Source organism: Streptomyces canus (assembly GCF_041435015.1).
Classification (GTDB): Bacteria; Actinomycetota; Actinomycetes; order Streptomycetales; family Streptomycetaceae; genus Streptomyces; species Streptomyces canus_G.
In genome coordinates this window covers 9,399,956-9,422,681 of sequence record NZ_CP107989.1, presented here as the reverse complement: position 1 = coordinate 9,422,681, position 22,726 = coordinate 9,399,956, and the positions used below count along the sequence as shown (strand labels likewise).

General features: G+C 70.7%; 26 protein-coding genes. 16 read left to right on the top strand and 10 right to left on the bottom strand.

The features are described from left to right. Window positions 1-50 precede the first annotated feature (50 nt). The 3 genes from melC1 (at window position 51) to OG841_RS42925 (ending at window position 1,779) form a co-directional block, all read left to right on the top strand. Entirely contained in the window at window positions 51-389 is a 339-nt protein-coding gene (gene melC1 / locus OG841_RS42935; protein WP_328636418.1) for an apotyrosinase chaperone MelC1, read from the top strand. 31 nt (window positions 390-420) lie between these two features. After that, entirely contained in the window at window positions 421-1,245 is an 825-nt protein-coding gene (gene melC2 / locus OG841_RS42930) for a tyrosinase MelC2 (RefSeq protein ID WP_328636419.1), read from the top strand. A gap of 81 nt (window positions 1,246-1,326) precedes the next feature. Continuing rightward, window positions 1,327-1,779, top strand: coding sequence for an SRPBCC family protein (locus OG841_RS42925; RefSeq protein ID WP_328636420.1), 453 nt, complete (start codon window positions 1,327-1,329; stop codon window positions 1,777-1,779). Between the two features lie 21 nt (window positions 1,780-1,800). On the opposite strand, the gene OG841_RS42920 is transcribed toward OG841_RS42925, so the two are convergent. Both OG841_RS42920 and OG841_RS42915 read right to left on the bottom strand, forming a co-directional pair. After that, window positions 1,801-2,496, bottom strand: coding sequence for a ribonuclease H family protein (locus OG841_RS42920; protein ID WP_328636421.1), 696 nt, complete (start codon window positions 2,494-2,496; stop codon window positions 1,801-1,803). 23 nt (window positions 2,497-2,519) lie between these two features. Then, window positions 2,520-2,642, bottom strand: coding sequence for a hypothetical protein (locus OG841_RS42915; RefSeq protein WP_371569790.1), 123 nt, complete (start codon window positions 2,640-2,642; stop codon window positions 2,520-2,522). A 140-nt stretch (window positions 2,643-2,782) separates the two neighbouring features. On the opposite strand from OG841_RS42915, the gene OG841_RS42910 reads away from it, so the two are divergent. Next, on the top strand, window positions 2,783-3,133 hold the full coding sequence (locus OG841_RS42910; RefSeq protein ID WP_365117068.1) for a hypothetical protein: 351 nt from the start codon (window positions 2,783-2,785) through the stop codon (window positions 3,131-3,133). Here OG841_RS42910 and OG841_RS42905 read toward each other — a convergent pair. Continuing rightward, complete coding sequence (locus OG841_RS42905) at window positions 3,130-3,930, bottom strand: VOC family protein (RefSeq protein WP_328636423.1); 801 nt, start codon at window positions 3,928-3,930, stop codon at window positions 3,130-3,132. The two genes, OG841_RS42910 and OG841_RS42905, sit on opposite strands and share 4 nt — an antisense overlap. Before the next feature lie 139 nt (window positions 3,931-4,069). On the opposite strand from OG841_RS42905, the gene OG841_RS42900 reads away from it, so the two are divergent. The 5 genes from OG841_RS42900 to OG841_RS42880 all read left to right on the top strand — a co-directional run bounded on the left by OG841_RS42900 (window position 4,070) and on the right by OG841_RS42880 (window position 9,668). After that, window positions 4,070-5,077: a zinc-binding alcohol dehydrogenase family protein gene (locus OG841_RS42900; RefSeq protein WP_328643451.1), complete on the top strand. Its 1,008-nt coding sequence runs from the start codon at window positions 4,070-4,072 to the stop codon at window positions 5,075-5,077. Between the two features lie 158 nt (window positions 5,078-5,235). Continuing rightward, window positions 5,236-6,672 (top strand): family 2B encapsulin nanocompartment shell protein, encoded by a 1,437-nt coding sequence (locus OG841_RS42895; protein WP_328636424.1) that lies wholly within the window; start codon window positions 5,236-5,238, stop codon window positions 6,670-6,672. Between the two features lie 5 nt (window positions 6,673-6,677). Next, window positions 6,678-7,715, top strand: coding sequence for a family 2 encapsulin nanocompartment cargo protein terpene cyclase (locus tag OG841_RS42890; protein ID WP_328636425.1), 1,038 nt, complete (start codon window positions 6,678-6,680; stop codon window positions 7,713-7,715). A gap of 50 nt (window positions 7,716-7,765) precedes the next feature. Beyond that, entirely contained in the window at window positions 7,766-8,644 is an 879-nt protein-coding gene (locus OG841_RS42885; protein WP_371569786.1) for a geranyl diphosphate 2-C-methyltransferase, read from the top strand. Window positions 8,645-8,768: 124 nt separating this feature from the next. Then, window positions 8,769-9,668 carry an SGNH/GDSL hydrolase family protein gene (locus OG841_RS42880; RefSeq protein ID WP_328636427.1) on the top strand — a complete coding sequence of 300 codons (900 nt, stop codon included), beginning with the start codon at window positions 8,769-8,771 and terminating at the stop codon, window positions 9,666-9,668. 28 nt (window positions 9,669-9,696) lie between these two features. On the opposite strand, the gene OG841_RS42875 is transcribed toward OG841_RS42880, so the two are convergent. After that, on the bottom strand, window positions 9,697-10,179 hold the full coding sequence (locus OG841_RS42875; protein ID WP_328636428.1) for a VOC family protein: 483 nt from the start codon (window positions 10,177-10,179) through the stop codon (window positions 9,697-9,699). Between the two features lie 123 nt (window positions 10,180-10,302). On the opposite strand from OG841_RS42875, the gene OG841_RS42870 reads away from it, so the two are divergent. The 3 genes from OG841_RS42870 to OG841_RS42860 all read left to right on the top strand — a co-directional run bounded on the left by OG841_RS42870 (window position 10,303) and on the right by OG841_RS42860 (window position 12,863). After that, on the top strand, window positions 10,303-11,514 hold the full coding sequence (locus OG841_RS42870) for an epoxide hydrolase family protein (protein ID WP_371569783.1): 1,212 nt from the start codon (window positions 10,303-10,305) through the stop codon (window positions 11,512-11,514). Between the two features lie 121 nt (window positions 11,515-11,635). Beyond that, the gene (locus OG841_RS42865) at window positions 11,636-12,259 is read left to right on the top strand and encodes a ClpP family protease (RefSeq protein ID WP_059208879.1); all 624 of its coding nucleotides are present in this window, start codon (window positions 11,636-11,638) and stop codon (window positions 12,257-12,259) included. Between the two features lies 1 nt (window position 12,260). Next, entirely contained in the window at window positions 12,261-12,863 is a 603-nt protein-coding gene (locus OG841_RS42860) for a ClpP family protease (RefSeq protein WP_020117991.1), read from the top strand. A gap of 18 nt (window positions 12,864-12,881) precedes the next feature. Here the strand turns inward: OG841_RS42860 and OG841_RS42855 are convergent, their stop codons facing one another. After that, the gene (locus tag OG841_RS42855; RefSeq protein WP_328636431.1) at window positions 12,882-13,310 is read right to left on the bottom strand and encodes a helix-turn-helix domain-containing protein; all 429 of its coding nucleotides are present in this window, start codon (window positions 13,308-13,310) and stop codon (window positions 12,882-12,884) included. Between the two features lie 88 nt (window positions 13,311-13,398). Between OG841_RS42855 and OG841_RS42850 the strand changes: the two genes are divergently transcribed. Together OG841_RS42850 and OG841_RS42845 are read left to right on the top strand one after the other, a co-directional pair. Further along, a complete protein-coding gene (locus tag OG841_RS42850) occupies window positions 13,399-14,178 on the top strand; it encodes a class I SAM-dependent methyltransferase (protein WP_328643452.1) in 780 nt (259 codons plus the stop codon). A 221-nt stretch (window positions 14,179-14,399) separates the two neighbouring features. Then, entirely contained in the window at window positions 14,400-15,296 is an 897-nt protein-coding gene (locus OG841_RS42845) for an RNA polymerase sigma factor SigF (RefSeq protein WP_057611434.1), read from the top strand. Window positions 15,297-15,371: 75 nt separating this feature from the next. Here OG841_RS42845 and OG841_RS42840 read toward each other — a convergent pair whose 3' ends face one another. After that, complete coding sequence (locus OG841_RS42840) at window positions 15,372-15,830, bottom strand: ATP-binding protein (RefSeq protein ID WP_328636432.1); 459 nt, start codon at window positions 15,828-15,830, stop codon at window positions 15,372-15,374. A gap of 87 nt (window positions 15,831-15,917) precedes the next feature. Further along, window positions 15,918-17,138, bottom strand: coding sequence for a DUF6777 domain-containing protein (locus OG841_RS42835; protein WP_328636433.1), 1,221 nt, complete (start codon window positions 17,136-17,138; stop codon window positions 15,918-15,920). A gap of 174 nt (window positions 17,139-17,312) precedes the next feature. On the opposite strand from OG841_RS42835, the gene OG841_RS42830 reads away from it, so the two are divergent. Continuing rightward, window positions 17,313-18,590, top strand: coding sequence for a streptophobe family protein (locus OG841_RS42830; protein ID WP_371569779.1), 1,278 nt, complete (start codon window positions 17,313-17,315; stop codon window positions 18,588-18,590). Between the two features lie 135 nt (window positions 18,591-18,725). Further along, window positions 18,726-18,854 (top strand): hypothetical protein, encoded by a 129-nt coding sequence (locus tag OG841_RS42825; protein ID WP_328636435.1) that lies wholly within the window; start codon window positions 18,726-18,728, stop codon window positions 18,852-18,854. On the opposite strand, the gene OG841_RS42820 is transcribed toward OG841_RS42825, so the two are convergent. Genes OG841_RS42820 through OG841_RS42810 form a run of 3 tightly spaced genes read right to left on the bottom strand, consistent with a single transcriptional unit; the run spans window position 18,855 to window position 22,711 of the window. Further along, window positions 18,855-19,832, bottom strand: a complete 978-nt coding sequence (locus OG841_RS42820; protein WP_328636436.1) for a serine/threonine-protein kinase — start codon at window positions 19,830-19,832, stop codon at window positions 18,855-18,857. After that, window positions 19,822-20,370 (bottom strand): hypothetical protein, encoded by a 549-nt coding sequence (locus tag OG841_RS42815; RefSeq protein WP_371569776.1) that lies wholly within the window; start codon window positions 20,368-20,370, stop codon window positions 19,822-19,824. The genes OG841_RS42820 and OG841_RS42815 overlap by 11 nt, the downstream gene beginning before the upstream one ends. A 7-nt stretch (window positions 20,371-20,377) precedes the next feature. After that, window positions 20,378-22,711: an ABC transporter ATP-binding protein/permease gene (locus OG841_RS42810; protein WP_371569774.1), complete on the bottom strand. Its 2,334-nt coding sequence runs from the start codon at window positions 22,709-22,711 to the stop codon at window positions 20,378-20,380. Window positions 22,712-22,726 lie beyond the last annotated feature (15 nt).

Genomic DNA, 22,726 nt, shown 5'->3' with positions numbered 1-22,726 from the left:
CGGCGGGGCCGATAGGCATGCGGAGTCCGTCGACTCAGGAGGTTCACCGCATGCCGGAACTCACCCGCCGTACCGCGCTCACCGCGACGGCCGCCCTCGCCGCAGCGTCCGTCGCCGCCCCGCGGGCGTCCGCCGAAGAACACCACCACGGGGCACCGGAGGCTTTCGACGAGGTCTACGAGGGCCGCCGGATACAGGGCCGGCCGGGAGGTCATCACGGATACGCCGTGACGGTCGACGGGAGGGAACTGCACGTGATGCGCAACGCCGACGGCAGCTGGATCAGCGTCGTCAGCCACTACGACCCGGTGCCCACCCCGCGCGCCGCCGCACGGGCCGCCGTGGACGAGCTCCAGGGCGCACAGCTGCTGCCGTTCCCCGCCAACTGACCTTCCGTACGCCTCTTTGGAGCATCCGCACATGACCGTCCGCAAGAACCAGGCAGCCCTGACCGCCGACGAGAAGCGGCGTTTCGTCGCCGCCGTCCTGGAGCTGAAGCGCAGCGGCCGCTACGACGCGTTCGTCACCACGCACAACGGCTTCATCATGGCCGACACCGACAACGGCGAGCGTACCGGCCACCGTTCGCCCTCCTTCCTGCCCTGGCACCGCAGATTCCTGCTCGACTTCGAGCGTGCCCTGCAGTCGGTGGACGCCTCGGTGGCACTCCCCTACTGGGACTGGAGCACCGACCGCTCCCCGCGCGCGTCACTGTGGGGTCCCGACTTCCTCGGCGGCACCGGGCGCAGCCGGGACGGTCGGGTGATGGACGGCCCGTTCGCCGCCGACAGCGGCAACTGGCCGATCAGCGTGCGGGTCGACGGCCGTACGTATCTGCGGCGCTCGCTCGGCAGCAACGTACGCGAGTTGCCGACCCGCGGTGAGGTGGAGTCGGTGCTGTCCATGGCGACGTACGACATGGCGCCCTGGAACAGCGCGTCGGACGGCTTCCGCAACCATCTGGAGGGCTGGCGCGGGGTCAATCTGCACAACCGGGTCCATGTCTGGGTGGGCGGGCAGATGGCGACCGGGGTCTCCCCCAACGATCCGGTGTTCTGGCTCCACCACGCCTACGTGGACAAGCTGTGGGCCCAGTGGCAACGGCGGCATCCGGACTCCCGCTATGTCCCGACCGGCGGAACACCCGAGGTCGTCGACCTCGACGAGCCCATGAGGCCGTGGAACGAGGAGCGCCCCGCGGACCTGCTGGACCACACCCGCCACTACACCTTCGACAGCGAATGACGATCGTCTCGTCCGGTTTGCCCCGCAGGTCGTGCGGTACCCGCGCCGTACACACCGAGCAGACGAAGGAGGGATTCACCCGTGTCGCAGGTCGAGGAGTCCATCGAGGTCGGCGTGCCGGTGCACACCGCCTACAACCAGTGGACGCAGTTCGAGACCTTCCCCGAGTTCATGAGCGGGGTCGAGCGCATCGAACAGCGCACCGACACGCTCACGCACTGGGTGACCAACGTCAACGGGGTGCACAGGGAGTTCGACGCGGAGATCACCGAGCAGATCCCGGACGAGCGGGTCGCGTGGACCACGATCGCCGGCGAGGCCAAGCAGGCGGGTGCGGTGACCTTCCACCGCCTCGACGACGCCCACACCAAGGTGATGCTCCAGATGGACTTCCACCCGGACAGCATCACCGAGAAGGTCGGCGACAGGCTCGGGTTCGTGAAGCGGCAGACCAAGGGCGACCTGGAGCGCTTCAAGACGTTCATCGAGGAGCGTGGTCAGGAGACCGGGGAGTGGCGCGGGGCGGTCATCTGACCGTCGCGTCGCGACCGGCCCCTAACCGGCCGCTTCCGTACGGCACTCCGGGTGCCCCCAGCCCTGGGCGTTCTTCGCGATGGGCTCGCCCGCCGCGTAGGAACGTCCGCACAGGCACCGGCCGGGGAACTTGGCCTTGATCGTACGAGAAGACGAACCGCCGCTCCGCTTGGGCGACTTGGCCCGGGCGGGGCGGTCGGCTTTGGGGGTGTCCGGCGACGGCGGCGGCTGCGGAGAGCCGAGGTCGCTGCTCGCGGGCTCCTGGACGATCGCCGCCTGGCTGGCCGCGCGGTCGGCGAAGTCGTTGAGCGGGTCGCCGTCGACCTGGTGGGCGGGGACGTAACGGAACTCGACCGAACGCCCGTCGAGCAGTTCGTCGATCCGGACCACCAGTTCCTGGTTGGCGACCGGCTTGCCCGCGGAGGTCTTCCAGCCGTTGCGCTTCCACCCGGGCAGCCAGGTGGTGACGGCCTTCATGGCGTACTGCGAGTCCATCCGGATCTCCAGCGGCACATCCGGGTCGGTCGCCGCCAACAGCCGCTCCAGTGCGGTGAGTTCGGCGACGTTGTTGGTGGCCTTGCCGAGCGGCCCGGCCTCCCAGCGGTCCGGCGTCTCCGACGCGTCGGCGATGACCCAGGCCCAGGCCGCAGGTCCCGGATTTCCCTTCGAAGCGCCGTCGCACGCGGCCACCAGTCGTTCACGCATGCGCCCGATCATGCCATGAGCGGAGGGACGCCCCTTCACTCCACCATGACCACCGTGACCACGACCCTGCGGGCCTCCCCGTCCCCGGGTGGCACCCCTTCCGTGTCGGCGAAGAGAAGACGCGCCGCCCCGATCAGAGCGGGGGCGAGCAGGTCCACGTCGTCGTCGGCCGGGACGCGCCCCAGATCGCGCTGGGCACTGGGTCGACCCCGTCGCCGGTGCGGACCGGGCGGCCCGGGCGCTGCGGCCGCGCGGCCGGCTGGCCCTCTTCTGGAACACCTTCCAGCCCTCGAGCGACGTGGCCGAGGCGCTCACCGAGGCGTACGCCCGGGCCGTGCCCGGCATGCCGATGGACTGGCGCCGGATGACCGGCCCGGACGCCTACGCCGGCGTCGGCGCCACCGCGGCCGACGGGATCCGGAAGGCGGCCGCTTTCGGTGAGCCGGAGCAGTGGCGCTTCGAGTGGGACCGGGTCTACACCCGCGAGGAGTGGCTGGACCAGGTACCCACCTTCGGCGGCCACGGGCAGTTGCCCGCAGAGAAGCTCGACGCCCTGCTCAGCGGCCTGGGCGACGCCGTCGACGCGCTGGGCGGGAGCTTCTCGATGCACTACACCACCGTGGTGGTCACGGCGGTGCGCAGCGGCTAGGGCACGTCGGAGATCTGGGGCATGTCGCCCTGGGTCGTCGTCACGTCGATCACTGAGAAGCTCGCACCCTGCGGATCGCTGAGGGCGGCGAACCGGCCGAACGGGGAGTCCATGGGCCCGAAGCGCAGGACGCCGCCGAGCTTGGTGGCGCGGGCGACGGCGTCGTCGCAGCTGTCGACGCTGAAGTAGACGTTGATGTACGGCGGCACCTCGGGCGGGAAGTCGTCCGTCATCTTCATGCGACCGAGGACGGTGTGGTCGCCGAGGTTGAACATGCGGAAGTCGATGGCGTCGTCCTGCATCTGCCGGGCGCTGTAGCCGAAGACGGCCGGGAAGAACGCGTCGGACTTCTCGGGTTCGCGGGTGTAGACCTCGGCCCAGCAGTACGCCCCCGTCTGCTCGGGCGGCGCCTCGAAGCCCTCGTGGGTGCCTGCCTGCCACACGCCGAAGACGACGCCGCTCGGGTCGCGGGCCAGGCACATCGTGCCGAAGTCGCCGACCTGCATCGGCTCCATGAGCAGTTCGCCGCCGTTGTCACGGATCTTGCCGGCGGTGGCGGAGGCATCCGACGACGCGAGGTACAGGCACCACTGCGAATGGCCCTCCTGACCGGGCATCGGCGGCACGACGGCGGCGACGGCCTTCCCGTCCGCGTAGGCCTGCGTGTAGTTGCCGAACTCCGACGACGCCTCGCCGAAGGTCCAGCCCAGGACGTCGCCGTAGAAGCTCTTGGCCCCCTCGACATCGCTGAACATCGCATCGGCCCAGCAGGGGGTTCCCTCAGGTTGTACGGCCATGATCGCGGCCTTTCCCGAATCGGTGGTCGGTCCGACTCCACACGCTAGTCACGGGTGCGCCCGACCGCGCGTCGAACGGACGATTCCGCTGCAAACTGGACAGAAAGGACACTCTGCGAGGGCGGGAACTCCCATGACGATGCGGGCGTGGTCGGTGGCGGCTCCGGGACCGGTCGAGGAAGGCGGCCTCCGGTTCGTCGCACGGCCGGTCCCGGAGCCGGGTGACGACGAACTTCTCGTGCACGTGCGCGCGTGCGGGGTGTGCCGCACCGACCTGCACGTGACCGAGGGGGATCTGCCGGTGCACCGGCCGGGGGTGACGCCGGGGCACGAGGTCGTCGGCGTGGTGGCCGGTCTCGGAGCGGCGGTGCGCGGCTTCGAGGTCGGTCAGCGGGTGGGGGTGGCCTGGCTGCGGCGGACGGACGGGACGTGCCCGTACTGCGTGCGCGGGTCCGAGAACCTGTGCCCGGCCTCCCGGTACACGGGCTGGGACGCCGACGGCGGCTACGCGGAGTACACGGTCGTACCGGCCGCTTTCGCCTACCGGCTGCCCGGCGGGCTCGACGACGTGTCGCTCGCTCCCCTGCTGTGCGCGGGGATCATCGGCCACCGGGCGCTGCGGCGGGCCTCGCTGCCACCGGGCGGGCGCCTCGGGCTCTACGGCTTCGGGGGCAGCGCCCATCTGTGCGCACAGGTGGCCCTGGCCGAGGGCGCCACCGTGCACGTCCTGACCCGTGGTGCGGCCGCTCGGACGCTGGCGCTGAAGCTGGGAGCCGCTTCGGCGCGGGACGCCTACGAGATGCCTCCCGAGCCGCTGGACAGCGCGATCCTCTTCGCGCCGGTGGGTGACCTGGTCCCCCTGGCACTACGGGCTCTCGACCGGGGCGGGGTGCTGGCGATCGCCGGGATCCACCTCAGCGACGTGCCCGCGCTGCACTACGAGAGCGAGCTGTTCTACGAGAAGGAGGTGCGCAGCGTCACCTCCAACACCCGTGAGGACGGCCGGGAGTTCCTGACCCTGGCCGCCCGGCACGGCGTGCGCGCGACCACGCACACGTATCCGCTGTCGGAGGCCGACCGGGCGCTGCGGGACCTGAAGGCGGGACGCTTCGACGGGGCGGCCGTACTGGTGAACGACCTGTCCTGAGGAGCGCGGGGGCACTCATGATGCGCCGACTGCCTCACCTGCAAGGTTTACACCTTCCCGACCGTGAAGCCGCCCCCTTCACGCCCTGATCAGGCGGCGCCCCAGCTGTTTGGCTGGTCCTCGCGCAAGGCCAGCCCGCTCACCTCCCAGGAGGGAATGTGTCCACACCGGACAGCGCCACCGGCCCCGCCGTCGACGAACCCGACCCCCCGTCCGAAGACCGGCTCACCAGCCTCAGCACCACGGCCGCCCGGCAACTCGCCACCACCACCAAGTCCGAACCCCAGATGCAGGCCATCAGCTCCCGCTGGCTGCTGCGCATGCTGCCGTGGATGGACGTGAAGGGCGGCACCTACCGGGTCAACCGGCGCCTCCAGCTCCGGGTGGGCCGGGGCCGGGTGCAGTTCGAGCAGAACGGCGCCGACGACATCCGGGTCATCCCCCAGACACTCACCGAACTCCCCACTCTGCGCGGCTACTCCGACACCGAGGTCCTCAAAGAGCTCGCGACCCGCTTCCGGGTCCGGGAGATCCGCGCCGGCCAGGTCCTGGTCGAGGCCGGTCAGCCGGTCACCGAGGCCTACCTCGTCGTGCACGGCCGCTTCACCCGCTTCACCGAGGGCAAGTACGGCGAGGAGGAGATCGTCGGTGTCGTCACCGACGGCGCCCAGATGGGCGACGAGGCCATAGGGCAGCCCGATCCGCTGTGGCTGAGCTCGGTCCGGGCCGAGACCGCGGGCGTGGTGCTGGTCCTCCCGTGGTCGGTGGTCACCGAGTTCACGGAGCGGGTGCCGTCCCTCGCGGCCCATCTGGAGGCCTACGCGCGGCGGCAGAGCCTGCCGATGAACCGCAAGGGCGAGGCCGACGTCCCCGTCCAGGCGGGCCACGTCGGGGAGCCGACAATCAACGGCGGCTATGTCGACTACGAACTCGCCCCGCGCGAGTACGAGTTGTCCCTCACCCAGACCGTGCTGCGGGTCCACACCCGGGTCGCCGACCTCTACAACAACCCGATGGACCAGACCGAGCAGCAACTGCGGCTCACCATCGAGGAGATCCGCGAGCGCCAGGAGTGGGAGCTGGTCAACAACCGGGAGTTCGGGCTGCTGCACAACGCCGACCACGGCCAGCGCGTCAGCACCTTCACCGGGCCGCCGACCCCCGACGACATGGACGAACTGCTCGCCATGCGCCGCAAGACCAAGCTGTTCCTCGCCCATCCGAAGGCCATCGCGGCGTTCTTCCGGCAGTGCAACCGGCGCGGTCTGGTGCCGGGCACGGCGAGCGTCGAGGGGCACGAGATCCCCGCCTGGCGGGGGGTGCCGATCTTTCCCTGCAACAAGATCCCGGTCAGCCCGCAGCACACCAGCAGCATCATCGCGCTGCGCACCGGGGAGGGCGACCAGGGGGCCATCGGGCTCTACCAGACCGGCATCCCCGAGGAGTACCAACCCGGCCTGAACGTACGGTTCATGGGCATCGACACCAACTCGATCATCCGCTACCTCGTCACCGCCTACTACTCGATGGCCATCCTCGTGCCCGACGCGGTCGGGATCCTGGAGAACGCTCAGATCGGCCGGACGGCCGAGTGACCGCGATGAACACCCCGTCCTTGCCGGGGCCGCCCGACATCGCGAGCACCCTGCGCGCCGGCCGGCCCGGTGGGGCGATCCCCGGTCTGAGGTACCGGAAGGTCGCCCCCGCCGACCCGGTGAAGGCCGCGGAGATCGACCGCAGGCTGGAAGCCTGGGCCAGGCGCCTGGATCTGTTCCCCGAGACATGGAACGGGGACTTCTCGGGGTTCCAGTTCGGCCGGGCCGTGGTGCTCCAACACCCGGAGGCGGCCGATTCGGAACGCCTCACCGTGGCCGGGAAGCTGCTTCTCGCCGAGAACATCGTCGACAACTGCTACTGCGAGGAGGACGAGGACAAGGGCGGTTCGCGCAGCGGCCTCGGCGGACGGCTGGTCCTGGCCCAGGCGGCACTCGACCCGTACCACGGCCCGCCCGACCTCCAGGAGCAGTGGCTGAGCGGAGTGCAGGCCGACGGGCCGCTCAGGTCGTACCACTGGGCCCTCAAGGACTACGCCGTCATCGCCACTCCCAGTCAGACCGACCGGTTCCTGCACGACATCGCCCGGCTCCACCTCGGCTATCTGGGCGAGGCCGCCTGGGGCGAGACCCGGTACATGCCCCGGGTATGGGAGTACCTGGTGATGCGGCAGTTCAACAACTTCCGTCCCTGTCTGTCGATCGTCGACGCGGTCGACGGCTGGGAACTGCCCGAGGTGGTGTACGCCCGCCCCGAGATCCAGCGCCTCACCGCACTCGCCGGCAACGCCACCACCCTCGTCAACGACCTGTACTCCTTCACCAAGGAACTGGCCGACCCCACCCATCTCAACCTGCCCCAGGTCATCGCCGCGAACGAGCGGTGCGGGCTCAAGGCCGCTTATCTGAAGGCCGTCGAGATCCACAACCGGATCATGGAGGCCTTCGACGAGGAGTCGGCCCTGCTCTCCGCCACCTCACCGCTCGTGGAGCGCTACACCCGGAGCCTGTCCGACTGGGTGGCCGGCAACCACGAGTGGCACGCCACCAACAGCCACCGCTATCACCTGCCCAACTACTGGTAAAGCACGCTCGCATGACAGGACGTCACACGCACCAGCACGAGGAGTCACCGTTGACCACCGCCCCCCACGCCGGCGCCCGGACCATTCCGGTGCCGACCCAGTCGACGTACCAGACCCGAGTCGCGGACTACTGGAACGCCGAGGAGAACCCGGTCAACCTCGAACTCGGAAGGCTCGACGACCTCTACCACCACCACTACGGCATCGGAGAGGCCGACCGCTCCGTCCTCGAGGAACCCGATCCGGTACGGCGGCGGGAGCGGATCACCGCCGAACTGCACCGCCTCGAACACGCCCAGGCCGAACTCCTCGCCTCCCGGCTCGGCCCGCTCCGTCCCGAGGACCGTGTCTTCGACGCGGGGTGCGGGCGCGGCGGCGGCAGTGTCGTGGCGCATCTGCACCACGGCTGCCACGCAGACGGCGTCACCATCTCCGAGAAGCAGGCGGAGTTCGCCAACGCCCAGGCCCGCAAGCGGGGCATCGACGACCTGGTGCGCTACCACCACCGCAACATGCTCGACACCGGGCTGCCCTCCGGGGCCTACGCGGCCTCCTGGAACAACGAGTCGACCATGTACGTCGAGCTGGACCTGCTGTTCGCGGAGCACGCGCGGCTGCTGCGCCGGGGCGGACGCTATGTGGTGATCACAGGCTGCTACAACGACACCTACGGGCAGGCATCCCGCGAGGTCTCGCTCATCAACGCCCACTACATCTGCGACATCCATCCCCGCTCGGCGTACTTCCGCGCCATGGCCCGCAACCGGCTGGTTCCGGTGCACGTGGAGGACCTCACCGAGGCGGCCCTGCCCTACTGGGAGCTGCGCAAGGAGGCCGACCATCTGGTCACGGGAATCGAGGACACCTTTCTCACCGCCTACCGGAACGGCAGTTTCCAGTACCTGCTGATCGCTGCCGACCGCGTGTGATCGGAAGGACCGGGGCTGTTTCGCGAGCCCCGGTCCTACCTCGCCACGCCGCGTGTCTTCCCCCTCGGGCCCGGCTGTGCTTGCCTGGGGAACCGTTTTTCGGCGACCGGGGCGGGAGTCGCGCATGCGGACAAGGTGGATCGTGGGGTTACTGACCGCAGTCCTGCTGCTCGGTGCCTGCAGCGACCCCTCGGACGGGCCGGAGACGGCGCCACCGACTCCGGACGTCTCCCGTGCGGCCACCACGCATCAGCGCGCCCAGGCCTCCCCGAGCGCCTCCACGGCCGTGGCCGCCCCGCGTGTGCTGTATCTCGGCGACTCGCTGGCCATGGAGGCCCAGCAGGTCCTCGGGCAGGAGCTGCGCCGGGAGCTGCGGGCGACGTACACGAGCGCGCCGTACTCGGGGACCACACCGTGCGACTACCTGGAGGGCACCGGGAAGAAGTCGCTGGTGCCCGACCGGGACAAGGCGGCCGCGCTGGTCCGCGCGCGGCACCCGGACGTCGTGGTGCTGCAGTTCTGGGGCAACGCGTGGGGCTACACGTGGTGCATGGACGGGATCAGCCATGCCGCCTCGCCAAGGAAGTACTTCAGCAGGTACCGGGCCGACCTTCGCCGGCTGACCGACCAGATCGCGGCGGCGGGCGGTGAGCGGCGGCCGCGGATCGTGTGGGTGGCGCAGGGCCCGGATCCGATCACCCCCGACCGGGTCCGGCGGGTGAACGAGCTGTACGAGGAGCAGGCGGCCGCCTCCGGGGACGTCGTCGCCGACGCGGGCGCGACGGTGGCACCCGCCGGCTCCCGGTACACCTGGGTGCAGTACCTGCCGTGCACCCCCTACGAGCACGAGCATCCCGACTACTGCACCCAGCCGGACCGCGACCGCACCGCCCTGCACCTCGACAAGGACTATCTGCACTTCTGTCTGGCGCCCACGACGTCCACGCCCAGGCCCTGCCCGGCCCGCTCCCCCGGCATCCTGCGGATCGCCCGGGAGATCACGCGGGTGATCGGTTCGTCCTGAGGACGGTTCGAGAGCGTTCGAGGAGCGCTCACTCGCCCGCGTAGGCCTTGTCCAAAGCGGCGATGTCGAACTTGCTCATGGCCATGAACGCCTTCATCACACGGGCCGATTTCGCCGGGTCCGGGTCGGTGACCATGGCCTGCAGCCGGTCCGGTACCACCTGCCAGGACAGGCCGTACCTGTCCTTCAGCCAGCCGCAGGGGCCGGGCTCGCCACCGCCCTCGGTGAGTTTGGTCCAGTAGTAGTCGATCTCCTCCTGGTTCTCGCAGAAGACCATGAAGGAGACCGCCTCGGTGAACTTGAACTCGGGGCCGCCGTTCAGCGCGAGGAACCGGTGGCCGTTGGCCGTGAACTCGACGGTCAGCACGCTGCCTGCGGGCTGGGGCGCGTCCTCCGGATAGCGGGCGACCTCGCCGATGCTGGAGTTCTTGAAGACGGAGACGTAGTAGTGGGCGGCCTCCTCCGCCTGGCCGTCGAACCAGAGACACGTGGTGAAACCGTCGGTGGACATGCGTACCTCCTGGGTGTGGGAACGTTCGTCATCTGTGTGGACCGATCCTCGCCGTGGAACTCATCGGTCGGACGGCCGATTAATCCAGGTGGCCTATACACCCGTGCGAACTAGCATCCGGGCATGACATCTGCGCCCCCAGAGCACCCGGACCTCGTCCGGCCCTTCCACCTCGACATTCCGCAGAGCGACCTCGACGACCTCCACGACCGGCTCGACCGCACCCGCTGGCCCGACGACCTCTCGGCCACCGGCTGGGCGTACGGGGTGCCGGCCGGCTATCTGCGCGAGCTCGCGCACCACTGGCGGCACTCCTACGACTGGCGCGCGGCCGAGGCGCGGCTGAACGAGTGGCCGCAGTTCACGACCGTCATCGACGGGACGACCGTGCACTTCGCCCACATCCGCTCCCCCGAGCCGGACGCCACCCCGTTGGTCATCACGCACGGCTGGCCGGGCTCGATCGTCGAGTTCCTGGACGTGGTGGGCCCGTTGACCGATCCGGCGGCCCATGGCGGCGACCCGGCCGACGCCTTCCATGTCGTCGTACCGAGTATTCCGGGTTTCGGACTGTCCGGGCCGCCCGCCGACACGGGCTGGGAGGCGGGCCGGATCGCCGACGCGTGGGCCGAGCTGATGACACGGCTCGGCTACGAGCGGTTCGGCGCGCAGGGCGGCGACTGGGGCTCGGCGATCTCCCGGGAGCTGGGCCGCGCCCACCCCGAGCGGGTCATCGGCGTCCACCTCAACCTGCTGCCGGGCGCGCAGGCGACGCACGAACCGACCGAGGAGGAACTCGCTCCTCTCGCACCGGAGCAACGGGAGAGCGCGCTGGAGTCCTGGCGCCGGTGGAGCGCCTGGTCGGGCGAGGGCACCGGGTACGCCGTTCTGCACTCCACCCGGCCGCAGACCCTCGCCTACGCGCTCACCGACTCGCCGGTCGGCCAACTCGCCTGGATCGTCGAGAAGTTCCAGGAGTGGACCGACTCCGCGGAGCTGCCCGAGGAGGCCGTGGACCGGGACCGGCTGCTGACCAACGTGATGCTGTACTGGCTGACCGGGACCGCCGGTTCGGCCGCCCGGATCTACTACGAGCGGGCACACGCCACGGACGGGAGGGTGGCCCGGCCCACCGAACCGTCGACCGTGCCGACCGCCCTCGCCGTCTTCCCGGCGGAGATCCAGATCCCGCTGCGGCACAAGGCGGAACGCACCGAGAACATCGTGCGCTGGACCGAGTTCGACCGCGGCGGCCACTTCGCGGCGATGGAGGAGCCGGACCTGCTGGTCGAGGACGTGCGCGCGTTCTTCCGGCAGCTGCGCGAGAAGAACTGAGCGCCCGCTGGGCCCGCGCTCTGCCGGTGGCGAATCTGCCACCGGCAGAGAAACCGCTTCGAGGCATGGTCCGAGGTCAACAGTGGAGCCGACGGCATCCCTACGACCACGAGGACAGCCCATGACTTCCATCCGGGCCGAGGAGGGCGACACCCCTCCCACCCGCTTCGACGACCAACTGGCCGCCCAACTCCTCGCCCAGCGCATCGTGCTGCTGGGCACCCAGGTCGACGAGGTCTCCGCCAACCGCGTCTGCTCCCAGCTGCTGGTCCTGTCCGCGGAGGACCCGCGCACCGACATCAGCCTGTACATCAACAGTCCGGGCGGCTCCGTGTACGCGGGCCTCGCCATCTACGACACGATGCGGCTGATTCCCAACGACGTGTCGACGCTCGCCATGGGTTTCGCGGCCAGCATGGGCCAGTTCCTGCTCTGCGGGGGCACGCCCGGCAAGCGGTACGCCCTGCCGAACGCGCGGATCATGATGCATCAGGGGTCCGCGGGCATCGGCGGGACCACCGCCGACATCCTGATCCAGGCGGAGAACCTGGACCACAGCAAGCAGACCATGGAGCGGCTCCTCGCCGAAAACACGGGCCAGACACCGGAGACCATCGCCCGCGACGGCGACCGCGACCGCTGGTTCACGGCCGAGGAGGCCAGGGAGTACGGCATGGTGGACCGGGTCCTGGAGTCGCTCGCCGACGTCCGCCCGGCCGCCTCGAAGCGACGGATGGGGCTGTGACATGGCGAACTACACGATTCCGTACGTCGTCGAGCGGACCGCGCACGGCGAGCGGTCCTCCGACGTGTTCAGCCGACTGCTGTCCGAGCGGATCATCTTCCTCGGCACCGAGATCGACGACGGGGTGGCCAACGTCGTGATCGCGCAGTTGCTGCATCTGGAGTCGGCGGCACCGGAGAACGAGATCTCGATCTACATCAACTCCCCGGGCGGCTCGTTCACTTCGCTGATGGCGATCTACGACACGATGACCTATGTGCAGGCGCCGATCTCGACGCTCTGCGTGGGCCAGGCGGCATCCACGGCGGCCGTGCTACTGGCGGGCGGGGATCCCGGGCGACGGCTCGTGCTCGAGCACGCGCGCGTGCTGCTCGGCCAGCCCGCCTCCGGCGGCAGCCGCGGCGCGATCTCCGATCTCGCCCTGCAGGCCAAGGAGATGGTCCGCATCCGCTCCCAGGTCGAGGAGGTGCTGGCCCGCCACACCCACCACGACATCGCGACCCTGCGCGCGGACATGGACCGCGACAAGGTGTTCACCGCGGAGGAGGCCGTGGAGTACGGGCTGGCCGACGAGGTGGTGAGCCGGCGCCTCGTGACGGTCTGAGGCACCGGCCCCGTCGCCTCAGGCCGCCAGGCACATCCCGTTGTACGGCGATCCCGGCACCGCGCGACGGCTGCGCGCCGAGTGCCGGGTGAGCTCCCCCTGGGCCAGGGAGAGCAGATCGCCGAGGCCGAGGCCCAGAGCGTGGGCGGCGGCCGCGAGGACCTCCGAGGAGGCCTCCTTGCGGCCGCGCTCCACCTCGGAGAGATAGGGCATCGAGATCCTGGCCGCGTCGGCCACGTCCTTGAGCGTGCGTTCCTGGGCGAGACGCTCGCGGCGCAGGACGTCTCCGACGAGGTCACGCCACAGAGGTTCCCTGGTCTGCCTGTCGACGGGCTCCCGGGGCGGGGTCGTGGCGGGGCGTTCGGACACTGGGCGGGCGGTCCCCGGGCGCACGGACTGCGGGCGCAGGGGGATCACGCGGGCTTGGTTCGGCGCTTCGTTGCTCACCGGATCAGCCTAAATTCCGTGGCCGCCATGGGAAGGGTCCGGCATTCTGCCCTGGGTGGAATCGTCCGACGGGAAAGTGCGGGAACCGGTGCTGCGCGACACGTTCAACGAGGCGGCGGAGCTGTACGACAAGGCGCGGCCGGGCTATCCCCCGGCTCTGGTCGCGGAGTTGGCCCAGGTGGCGGGCCTCGGCCCTGGGAGCCGTGTCCTGGAGGTGGGCGCCGGGACCGGCCAGCTCACCCGCGCCCTGGCCGAGTTCGGTTGCCACGTCACCGCCGTGGAACTGGGCGACGCGATGGCGGCGGTGGCCCGGCGGCGACTGGGCGTGTTCCCCCGTGTCGAGGTGCGCCACGCGGACTTCGAGGGCTGGACCCTGCCGGACGAGCCCTTCGACCTGGTCGCCTGTGCCACCGCCTGGCACTGGCTCGACCCGGCCGTCCGCGTGGAGAAGTCCGCGGACGCGCTGCGCCCGGGAGGGCACCTCGCCGTGGTCGTCACCTCGCATGTGGCGGGCGGCACCGTCGACTTCTTCGCCCGGGCCCAGGACTGCTACGAACGCTGGGATCCGGCCACGCCGCCCGGACTGCGGCTCCAGCCGTCGTCGGAGATCACCTCGGACACGGAGGAATTCGAGAGGTGTCCGCGCTTCGGTGCCGTCTCGGTGACCCGTTTCGAACAGGACATCACCTACACCACAGACCAGTACATCGACGTGCTCCTGACCTACTCGGGCCACCGGGCCCTCGACAGCACCCGCCGCGAGGGCCTCCTGGCTTGTATCCGGGATCTGATCGAGACCCGCCATGGCGGCCGTGTCACCAAGCGGTATCTCCACGAACTGATCGTCACGGCCCGTCTCGCTCTCTGAGCAGCGTCGATTTCGCGCCACTGGGCCACATGCCGGGCATGCGTCGTCACTCCTCGGGTACGCGCAAGGTGAGGGAGCTGCGGGCAATTGGTCGGCCGGTGGCCGGGGACGCATATGTTGTCGCGTTCCGGGTACACGGCACACCGCGTACCATCCGCAGGACCCGAGACAACCCAGGCCGAAGAGGCAGACGTCGAGCCGTGACTTTCGTGGGAGAGGTAATGCATACCGTCGTCACCGCCGTGAATCGTTCGGAGGCACAGGTCACCGAGCACGCCAGCGGGACCAGGACGGGTGAGACACCGCTGCCGGGAGTCGAGGAACCGCGGGCCGTCGCACCGCGGGACGCGCGGGAGCTGTCCCGTCAGTTCTTCCACCGTCTGACCGAGCTCGAGGAGGGGACGCACGAGTACCAGTACGCGCGCAACACCCTCATTGAGATGAACATGTCGCTCGTGCGTTTCGCGGCCGGAAGGTTCCGGGGCCGCGGGGACGACATGGAGGACATCGTCCAGACCGGCATGATCGGCCTGATCAAGGCGATCGACCGGTTCGAGGTGTCCCGCGAGGTCGAGTTCACGTCGTTCGCGCTGCCCTACATCGTCGGCGAGATCAAGCGTTTCTTCCGCGACACCACCTGGGCGGTGCACGTCCCCCGGCGCCTGCAGGAGCTGCGCGTCGAGCTGGCCAAGGCGCGCGAGGAGCTCGCCAGCCGTCTGGACCGGGACCCGTCGGTGGCCGAACTCGCCACCCTGATGAACATCTCCGAGAACGAGGTGATCGAGGCACAGATCGCCTCGAACGGCTACAACTCCTCGTCCCTGGACGCGGCCCTGACCGGCGACGGCCCCGAGGGCGGCGAGGCGGTGCTCGCCGACTTCATCGGTGTGGAGGAGGACGGGCTGCGGCTCGTCGAGGACTTCCAGTCACTCGCCCCGCTGATGGCCGAGCTCAGCGACCGCGACCGGCAGATCATCCACATGCGGTTCGTGGAGGAGGCCACCCAGTCGGAGATCGGTGAGCGGCTCGGCTGCTCGCAGATGCATGTGTCCCGGCTGATCAAGCGGATCATCACTCGGCTGCGCGAGGGCATGCTGGGCGAGCTGGGCTGCGCCTGACGCACACGGACAGCGAAAGCAGCGGGTGCCGCCCCGGGACGGCACCCGCTGCACTACCCCGAGTACCGGGCGGGCTCATTCCTTGCCGCTGAAGCCCAGTACCGCCCTCACCCGCTTGCCCACCGGTACGCGTTCCGCCGCGACCTCGCGCGCCAGGACGTGCACGATCTCCAGGCCGTGCCGCCCCACGCGCTCAGGATCCCGCGGGAACCTGCGGGGCAGGGTGGCGCTGCTGTCGTAGACCGTGACGGCGACCGTGGCGTCGGTGCCCTCCAGCTCAAGGATGTAGGGCCCGTTGCTGTGCCGGTCGGCGTTGGTGACGAGTTCGCTCACCACGAGGAGGACCTCCTCCTCGGTGCGGTCACCGATGGCGGCACACCACTCGGTTCTGAGCCTGCCGAGGAAGTCCGCGGCGAACGACCGCGCCTCGGCGATACTTCCCGGCTCCCCGGTGTAGTGCGCCGCCTGCCTCAGGGGTTCCACGGGCACGTCGAAACCAGTCGGTATGACTGCCCCGTCCAGGTGCTCGATCATGCGTTTCTCTCTCGGAAGCCGGACTGGCCGGACGCTGCTGCACCAGTCCTCGTACCCCGAGCCACGCGCCGCAGTCCAGGTGACGCGTCACATCACCCAGGACACCGGACCGCTGGACAGGGACGCCGACTGTGTGGTGCCGGGCGTGGTGTCGGACACGAGGGGCGACTGCGGTGCCGAGGAGTCGGGCGTGACGGACTCGTCACCCGAGGATTCGCTGGTGGGCGGCTTCGTCGAGGGCGTCTTCGGGGCCGGTGAGGACGGGGCGGTCGAGGTCGGCGGGCAAGGGCTCGCCGATCCGGAGGGGGTCCCGGTGGCTCCCTTGGACGTGGAGACGCAGGGCGACGGAGAGGTCGGGGGCAGCGTGGACGCGCTCACCGACGGGGAGGGCCTTACCGGCGGGTGGGTCTTGTGGTCCTTGCCCCCGGTGTCGCCGCGGTGCCGGGCGATCCAGTCGTGATGGTCGGGGTCGTAGATCACGAAGATGTTGATGACCGTCGTGGAGGGCGCGACCACGACCACGTTCGAGGGGCGGTACGACGGCCAGGAGTCGCCGGTGCGCTTCGGCGTGGTCTGCTGGGCGACCGGCGGGGTCAGCGGGTTGCCGCAGGCGCAGCGGGTGCGGGGCACCCCGTGGGAGTCGACGAGGACAGCGGTGCCGGCCTGGAGGACGGCCTGGTAGCTGGTGGCGGCGCCGTCGCGGTAGCCGTGGTTGGTGACGCGGGTGTCCATGCGCAGCTGGACGGGTGTGAGCGAGCGCAGGTAGGCCGGGACCTCGGTCGGCTGGACGCCGGCGACCGAGGCGAATGCCCTGTTCTTCGACGGGTCCGCCTGGAGGGCCTTGACCTGCTTCTCGACGTCGCAGCTGGAGACGTTGCGGGTGCCGCCGTAGAGACCGGGGGCGCCGCCGTCGACGCCTCGTACGGCGTTCGCGGGCTCTGAGGTGTCCGCCGGGGAGGCGGAGACGGGTGGGGCTGAGCTGTCTTTCGCGGTCGACTCCGTGAAGGGGTCGGGGCCCGTCTTGGCGGCGGCCTGGAGGAAGACCTCGCCGTCGCCTCCGGCCGAGGTGGAGCCGCCGTCGGAGCGGGTGAAGACGACCGCGAGGACCACGGCGGCGACCACGGCGGTGGCGATCATCGCGACCCGGGGTGCCGACCTCCACCAGGGGCGGCGGGGTTCGGGCGCGGATGCCCCGCCGCTGCTGCCCGGGGGCTGCGAGGGCGGGCCCGAAGGCGGCTGCGAGGGGCCCGAGAGCGGGCCGGAGGGTGGCCCGGTGGGGCGGCCTGACGACGGAGGTTCGACGCTCACGAGCTCTTCTTCTTCCCGACTCGGGATTCCTGCGGCGCGCGATGCGCTTGCCCCGGTTCAGCCGCATTTCTACGTTCCGTACCTATTCTCTGCTCCGGCCTTGTGCCGTCCGCAAGCGGACGCGGACGGACCTCCCGGCGGGCGCGCCGTGCCGGGGCTGCTTAGCGTGGCAGGGTGAGCCCCCAACCCCCCTTTGACCAGGCAGTCGTCGCCCGCCACGGCTGGGTGCAGGCCGTGGCCACGGTCCTGGTCTCGCTGGGCGCCATGGGGGTGGTGGCCGCGCTGGGGCTGTGGGCGGCGGGTGCGTCCGACCTTCCGGACCACGCGTTCCCCCGGGTCGTCGCGGCGGCCGTGGTCACCGCCGTCGGCGGCACGATCAAGCTGTCGGGAAGCGCGGGAGGGCTCGCCGACACCCAGGCCGGGCTCACCGTGATCCCCCTCTCCGTCACCCTGACGGGTGCGCTGGTGCTCGGCGCGGGCTTTCTGCGTCCACTGCGGCACCGGGCGGTCGCGAGCGGCCGGGAGCTCGCCGGATGGGCCGCCCGGATCGCCGTCCTGTGGCTGCCGGCGCTCCTCGCCCTGGCCTACGCGGCCCGCCAGACGTTCAAGCTCTCCCTCGGCGACGACACACTGAGCGACCTGGGGGATCTGTTCGGTGTCTCCCCCGAGGTCGGCTTCACCACGGACGTACCGCAGACCCTTCTGTTCGGCCTGCTGTGGATGGCCGGCGTCCTGGTGCTGGCCCTGCTGGTGTCGGCCCGGGCTCCGCTGCCCGGTCGGCTGCTGCCGTTCCAGCAGTCGGTACGGCCGGCCGCCCACGCCATGGTCGTCCTGCTGCTCGCCTACGTCGTCCTCGGCACCCTCGTCGCCCTGGTCGTCGCCGCGACGCGCGGCCATGCGCGTGAGACGCTCGCGGTGATCCTGCTGGGCATGCCGAACCTGGTCTGGCTCACTCTGACCATCGGCCTGGGCGCCACCTGGAACGGCCGGGTGGAAGGGCCCTTCGGACTGCCCATGCCGCACGTCCTGGACGAGGTGCTGCGCTCCAAGGACACCGCCACGCTCGATCTGCACACCCTCTCCGAGCACGACGGCCGGATCTGGTGGCTGGTGGTCGTCGACGCGGTCCTGCTGCTGGCCGTGGCGTTCCTGATGGCGGCCCGCTCACCCGCCCGGGTCCGCGCCTGGCGACACGCCGTGCATCTGGCGGTCGCCCTCGCCCTGACGGTTCTCATGATCTGCCTCATGGGCCGGATCTCCGCCCACTACGGACTGTCGGTGCTCGGCATCGGCGACCTCGGGGGCGGCCTGGGCGGAAAGCTGTTCCTCGAGCCGGAGCTCTGGACGGCGGTCGGCCTCGGCGCCCTGTGGGGTCTGGTCACCGGTTTCCTCGGCGCGCTGCTGGCACGGCCGGTGCGGCGCAAAGGAGAGATCAAACCGGCTGACGCGTGAGGCAGGGCGTGGCAGGGTGCGCTCAGCCGAGGAAGGGGCATGCCATGACGTCGGCTCTTGAAGACCGCCTTGCCGTGGCCTAGTTGATCGCGCTGCACGGACACCTGGTGGACGCCCGGGCCCTGGACCGGCGTCATGGCGGACGGCGCGTGCGGCTCGGTCACGTACGAGGACACCGTGATCCGCGTCGGTGCGCAGTGGCGGATCAGCCACCGCAGGGTGCCGGCGCGGAAGCTGCCGTTGAACGGGCTGGGCCTGGGCTGACTACCGTCCCCGGACCACCGGCTCCGCCCAGCGGGGCGGGGACTTGGGCTGGGTTTCCGGTGGTTCCACGGTCGGCAGGGCGACCTCCGTCGGCGGGTGAGCGCCCGTCGCCGCCGAGCGGAGGGCCGCGACGAAGGCCAGGCAGGAGTCGTGGCGGTCGTCGGGCGCCTTGGCGAGGGCTTTGGCGAACACCGCGTCGAGTGGCGCGGGGAGGCCGGGGCGGGACGCGGAGAGGGCGGGCGGGGCGTCGTACTGGTGGGCCCACAGCAGGGCCATGTCGTCGTCGCGGCGGAACGGCGGGTGGCCTGTGAGGGATTCGTAGACCACGCAGGCGAAACCGTAGACGTCGCAGCGGCCGTCGACCGGGCGGCCCGAGATCTGCTCGGGTGCCACGTAGTCGAGGGTGCCGACGAACTGGCCGACCGTCGTGAACCCGGTCAACGACAGGGACTTCTTCGTGAGGCCGAAGTCGGTGAGGTAGGTGTGCTCGGGGTGGTCGCTGTCGGTGCCGCGGGCGACCAGGATGTTGCCGGGTTTCACGTCCCGGTGGACCAGCCCGTGCTCGTGGGCCGCGTCGAGCGCGGAGGCGATCTGGGCGGCGATCCGCAAGGCGGTCGGGAGGGGCAACGGGCCCTGGCGGTCCAGGAGATGACGCAGGTCGCTGCCGGCGACGTACCGCATGGCGATGTACAGGACGCCGTCCGTCTCGCCCGCCTCGAAGACAGGGACGATGTGCGGGTGGTCGATCGCGGCGGCCACCCGGGACTCGTGGCTGAAGCGGTTGCGGAAGGTGTCGTTGCGGGCCAGTTCGGGGGCCAGCAGCTTCAGCGCCACCGTGCGGTCCAGGCGCAGGTCCCGGGCCCGGTAGACGACGGCCATGCCACCGCGGCCGATCTCCTGCTCGATGCGGTAGCTCGCGACCTGTCTGCCGACCAGTTCGGAGGGGCTGCCGGAGAAGAGGCTGGTCTCACGTGCCATCGCGCGTCACGACCTGGGTGGGGGCATGTCCGCCCGCTTGAGGCCCGCCCGCTTGTGGCCCGTCATCGGTGGCGTAGGTGTTCAGCCGGGTCCCGTCCGCGTACACCCAGCGTCCGTGCTGGGCGTCGTACAGCCACACGTGCTCCCCGTCGACGACCACACCGATCCGCAGTCCCCGCGTGCGGCCGCGGAACGCCTCCCCGTCGAGGCCGCCGCCGGCCAGCTCCTCGACCGCGGCCCGGTAGCGGGCGAGGGTCTCGTCGGCGCGGGCCAGCAGGGGGCGTGGGTCGGCGGCGCGGGTGAGCGGGCTGTCGGGGGCGGGGGGATCCTGCGGTACGGCGACCAGGTGGCGGCCGTCGACCCAGGCCGACCAGCCGTTGGCGCACAGGACGTGGGCCCAGTCGCCGCGTCGCTCCGAGAGCTGGACGGGCAGGAGCGGGTCGAGGGGGACGGTGGGGCGGGCCGGGTCGGGGGCGTCCCAGGCGGGCATGCCCTGGCCGGGCACGACGTGGGTGGGCCGGAAGTCGGGTGTCGTCATCGGCGGCCTACTTCCGCATGACCGCGGGTTCGTGGCGGCGCAGCAGCCGCGAGACGACGTATCCGAAGAGCACGGAGAGGACGACGAGCATGCCGATGTTCAGCAGCCACACCCCCGCCGAGTGTTTGAACAGAGGATCGCCGGTGAGGTCGCCCGGCACGATCCGGGCGAGGCCGATCGTGCCGGCCATCGCTCCGAGCGCCCAGCGCGAGGGCACCAGCCAGGACAGCTGTTCCAGGCCGGGCACACCGTCGAGCTTCAGCAAGGCCCCGCAGAAGACGACCTGGACGATGGCGAGCAGCACGAGCAGCGGCATCGTCACCTCCTCCTTGCGCACCAGCGCGGACACGAGCAGACCGAGCATCATCGCCGTGAACGCCAGAAGGGCGACAGCGATCGTGATCTCGGCAAGGGGCGGCATCAACACACCTTCGCCACCGGGCGCGTTGAGGTCGACCCCGAGGAGGGCGACCAGGGTCAGGACCACCGCCTGCACGACGGTGATCGTGCCCAGCACGACGACCTTGGACATCAGGTACGCCGATCTGGAGAGGCCCACGGCTCGTTCGCGCTGGTAGATGACCCGCTCCTTCACCAGCTCGCGCACGGCGTTCGCGGCGCCGGTGAGGACTCCTCCGACGCACAGGATGAGCAGGGCGTTCATCGCGGTGTCGCGGGTGAGTTGGCTGCCCGCGAGGGCACGGGCCATGGCGCCCATGACGAAGGGGAGGGCGATCATGATGACGAGGAAGGTGCGGTCGGCGCCGAGAGCGGCGCCGTAGCGGCGGATCAGGGTGCCGAGCTGGGCGCCGCGGCTGCGGGGCCTGGGAGGGGGCGCGATGATGACCGGCTCGGAGCGGGGCATCCGGGGCTGTGCGGTGGCCTCGGCGACGTACTGGTGCTGGAAGGGCGAGGTGCGGAAGTCGCCGGACCAGTCCCGGTCCTGGTCCCGTTCGAAGGCCTCGAAGGCCTCCGGCCACTGCGCGAAACCGAAGTAGGCGAGGGCGTCCTCGGGCGGGCCGTAGTAGGCGATCTTCCCGCCGGGCGCGAGGACGAGGAGGCGGTCGCAGACGTCGAGGCTCAGGACGCTGTGGGTGACGACGATGACGGTGCGGCCGTCGTCGGCGAGGCCGCGCAGCATGTGCATCACCGAGCGGTCCATGCCGGGGTCGAGGCCGGAGGTCGGTTCGTCGAGGAAGAGCAGGGAGGGCTTGGTCAGCAGCTCCAGGGCCACGCTGACCCGCTTGCGCTGGCCGCCGGACAGGCTGTGCACGGGCTGGGCGGCTCGCTGTTCCAGGCCGAGTTCCCGGATGACCTCGTCGACCCGGGCCCGGCGCTCGGACTTGGCGGTGTCCTGCGGGAAGCGCAGTTCGGCGGCGTAGGACAGGGCGCTGCGGACGGTGAGCTGGGCGTGCAGGATGTCGTCCTGCGGGACCAGGCCGATGCGCTGGCGCAGCTCGGCGTAGTCGCGGTAGAGGTCGCGGCCGTCGTAGAGGACGGTGCCGTGGTCGGCGGGGCGCTGTCCGGTGAGGGCGTTCAGGAGGGTGGACTTTCCGGCGCCGCTCGGGCCGACGACCGCGAGCAGGCACTTCTCCCCCACCGGGAAGGACACGTGGTCGAGCAGGGTCTTGCGGCCGCGGTCGACGGCGACCGTGAGGTCCTGGACGTCGAGGGAGACCTCGCCGGTGTCGACGTACTCCTGGAGCGTGTCGCCGACCAGGCAGAACGCCGAGTGGCCGATGCCGACGATGTCACCGGGGCCGATGGCGGCGCCGGTGACGGGCCGACCGTTGAGATAGGTGCCGTTGTGGCTGCCGAGGTCGGCGATCTCGTAGCTGTCGTCGGGCAGGGCGCGCAGCTCGGCGTGGTGGCGGGAGACGACCAGATCGTCGATGACGAGGTCGTTGTCGTCGGCGCGGCCGATACGGACCGTGCGCGTGGGCAGCGGGCGTACGGCGGTGGGCCGCCGGAAGGTGCCGGTCAGGCCCGGCATCGAGACGGCGGAAGGGCGCTCGGGGGCCAGGCGCCCCAGCAGGACCGCGCAGGGGCCGTCGGCGGGGCTGCCGAAGTGGATCACGCTGCCGGGGCCGACGTCCCACTCGCGGACGCGGCGGCCGTCGGCGTAGGTGCCGTTGGTGCTGTTCTCGTCCTCGAGGGTCCAGTGGTCGGTGTCGGGTCGCAGCACGGCGTGGTGCCAGGAGACCCGGGCATCGTCGATGACGATGTCGCTCAACGGGTCGCGCCCCACGTGGTAGTCGTGGCCCGGGCTCATCACCGTGGAGCCGGTGTCGGTCTCCAGGACGAGCTCGGGCGCCGTCGGTGCAACCGGCCGCTCCGCCATGCCAGAATTCTACCG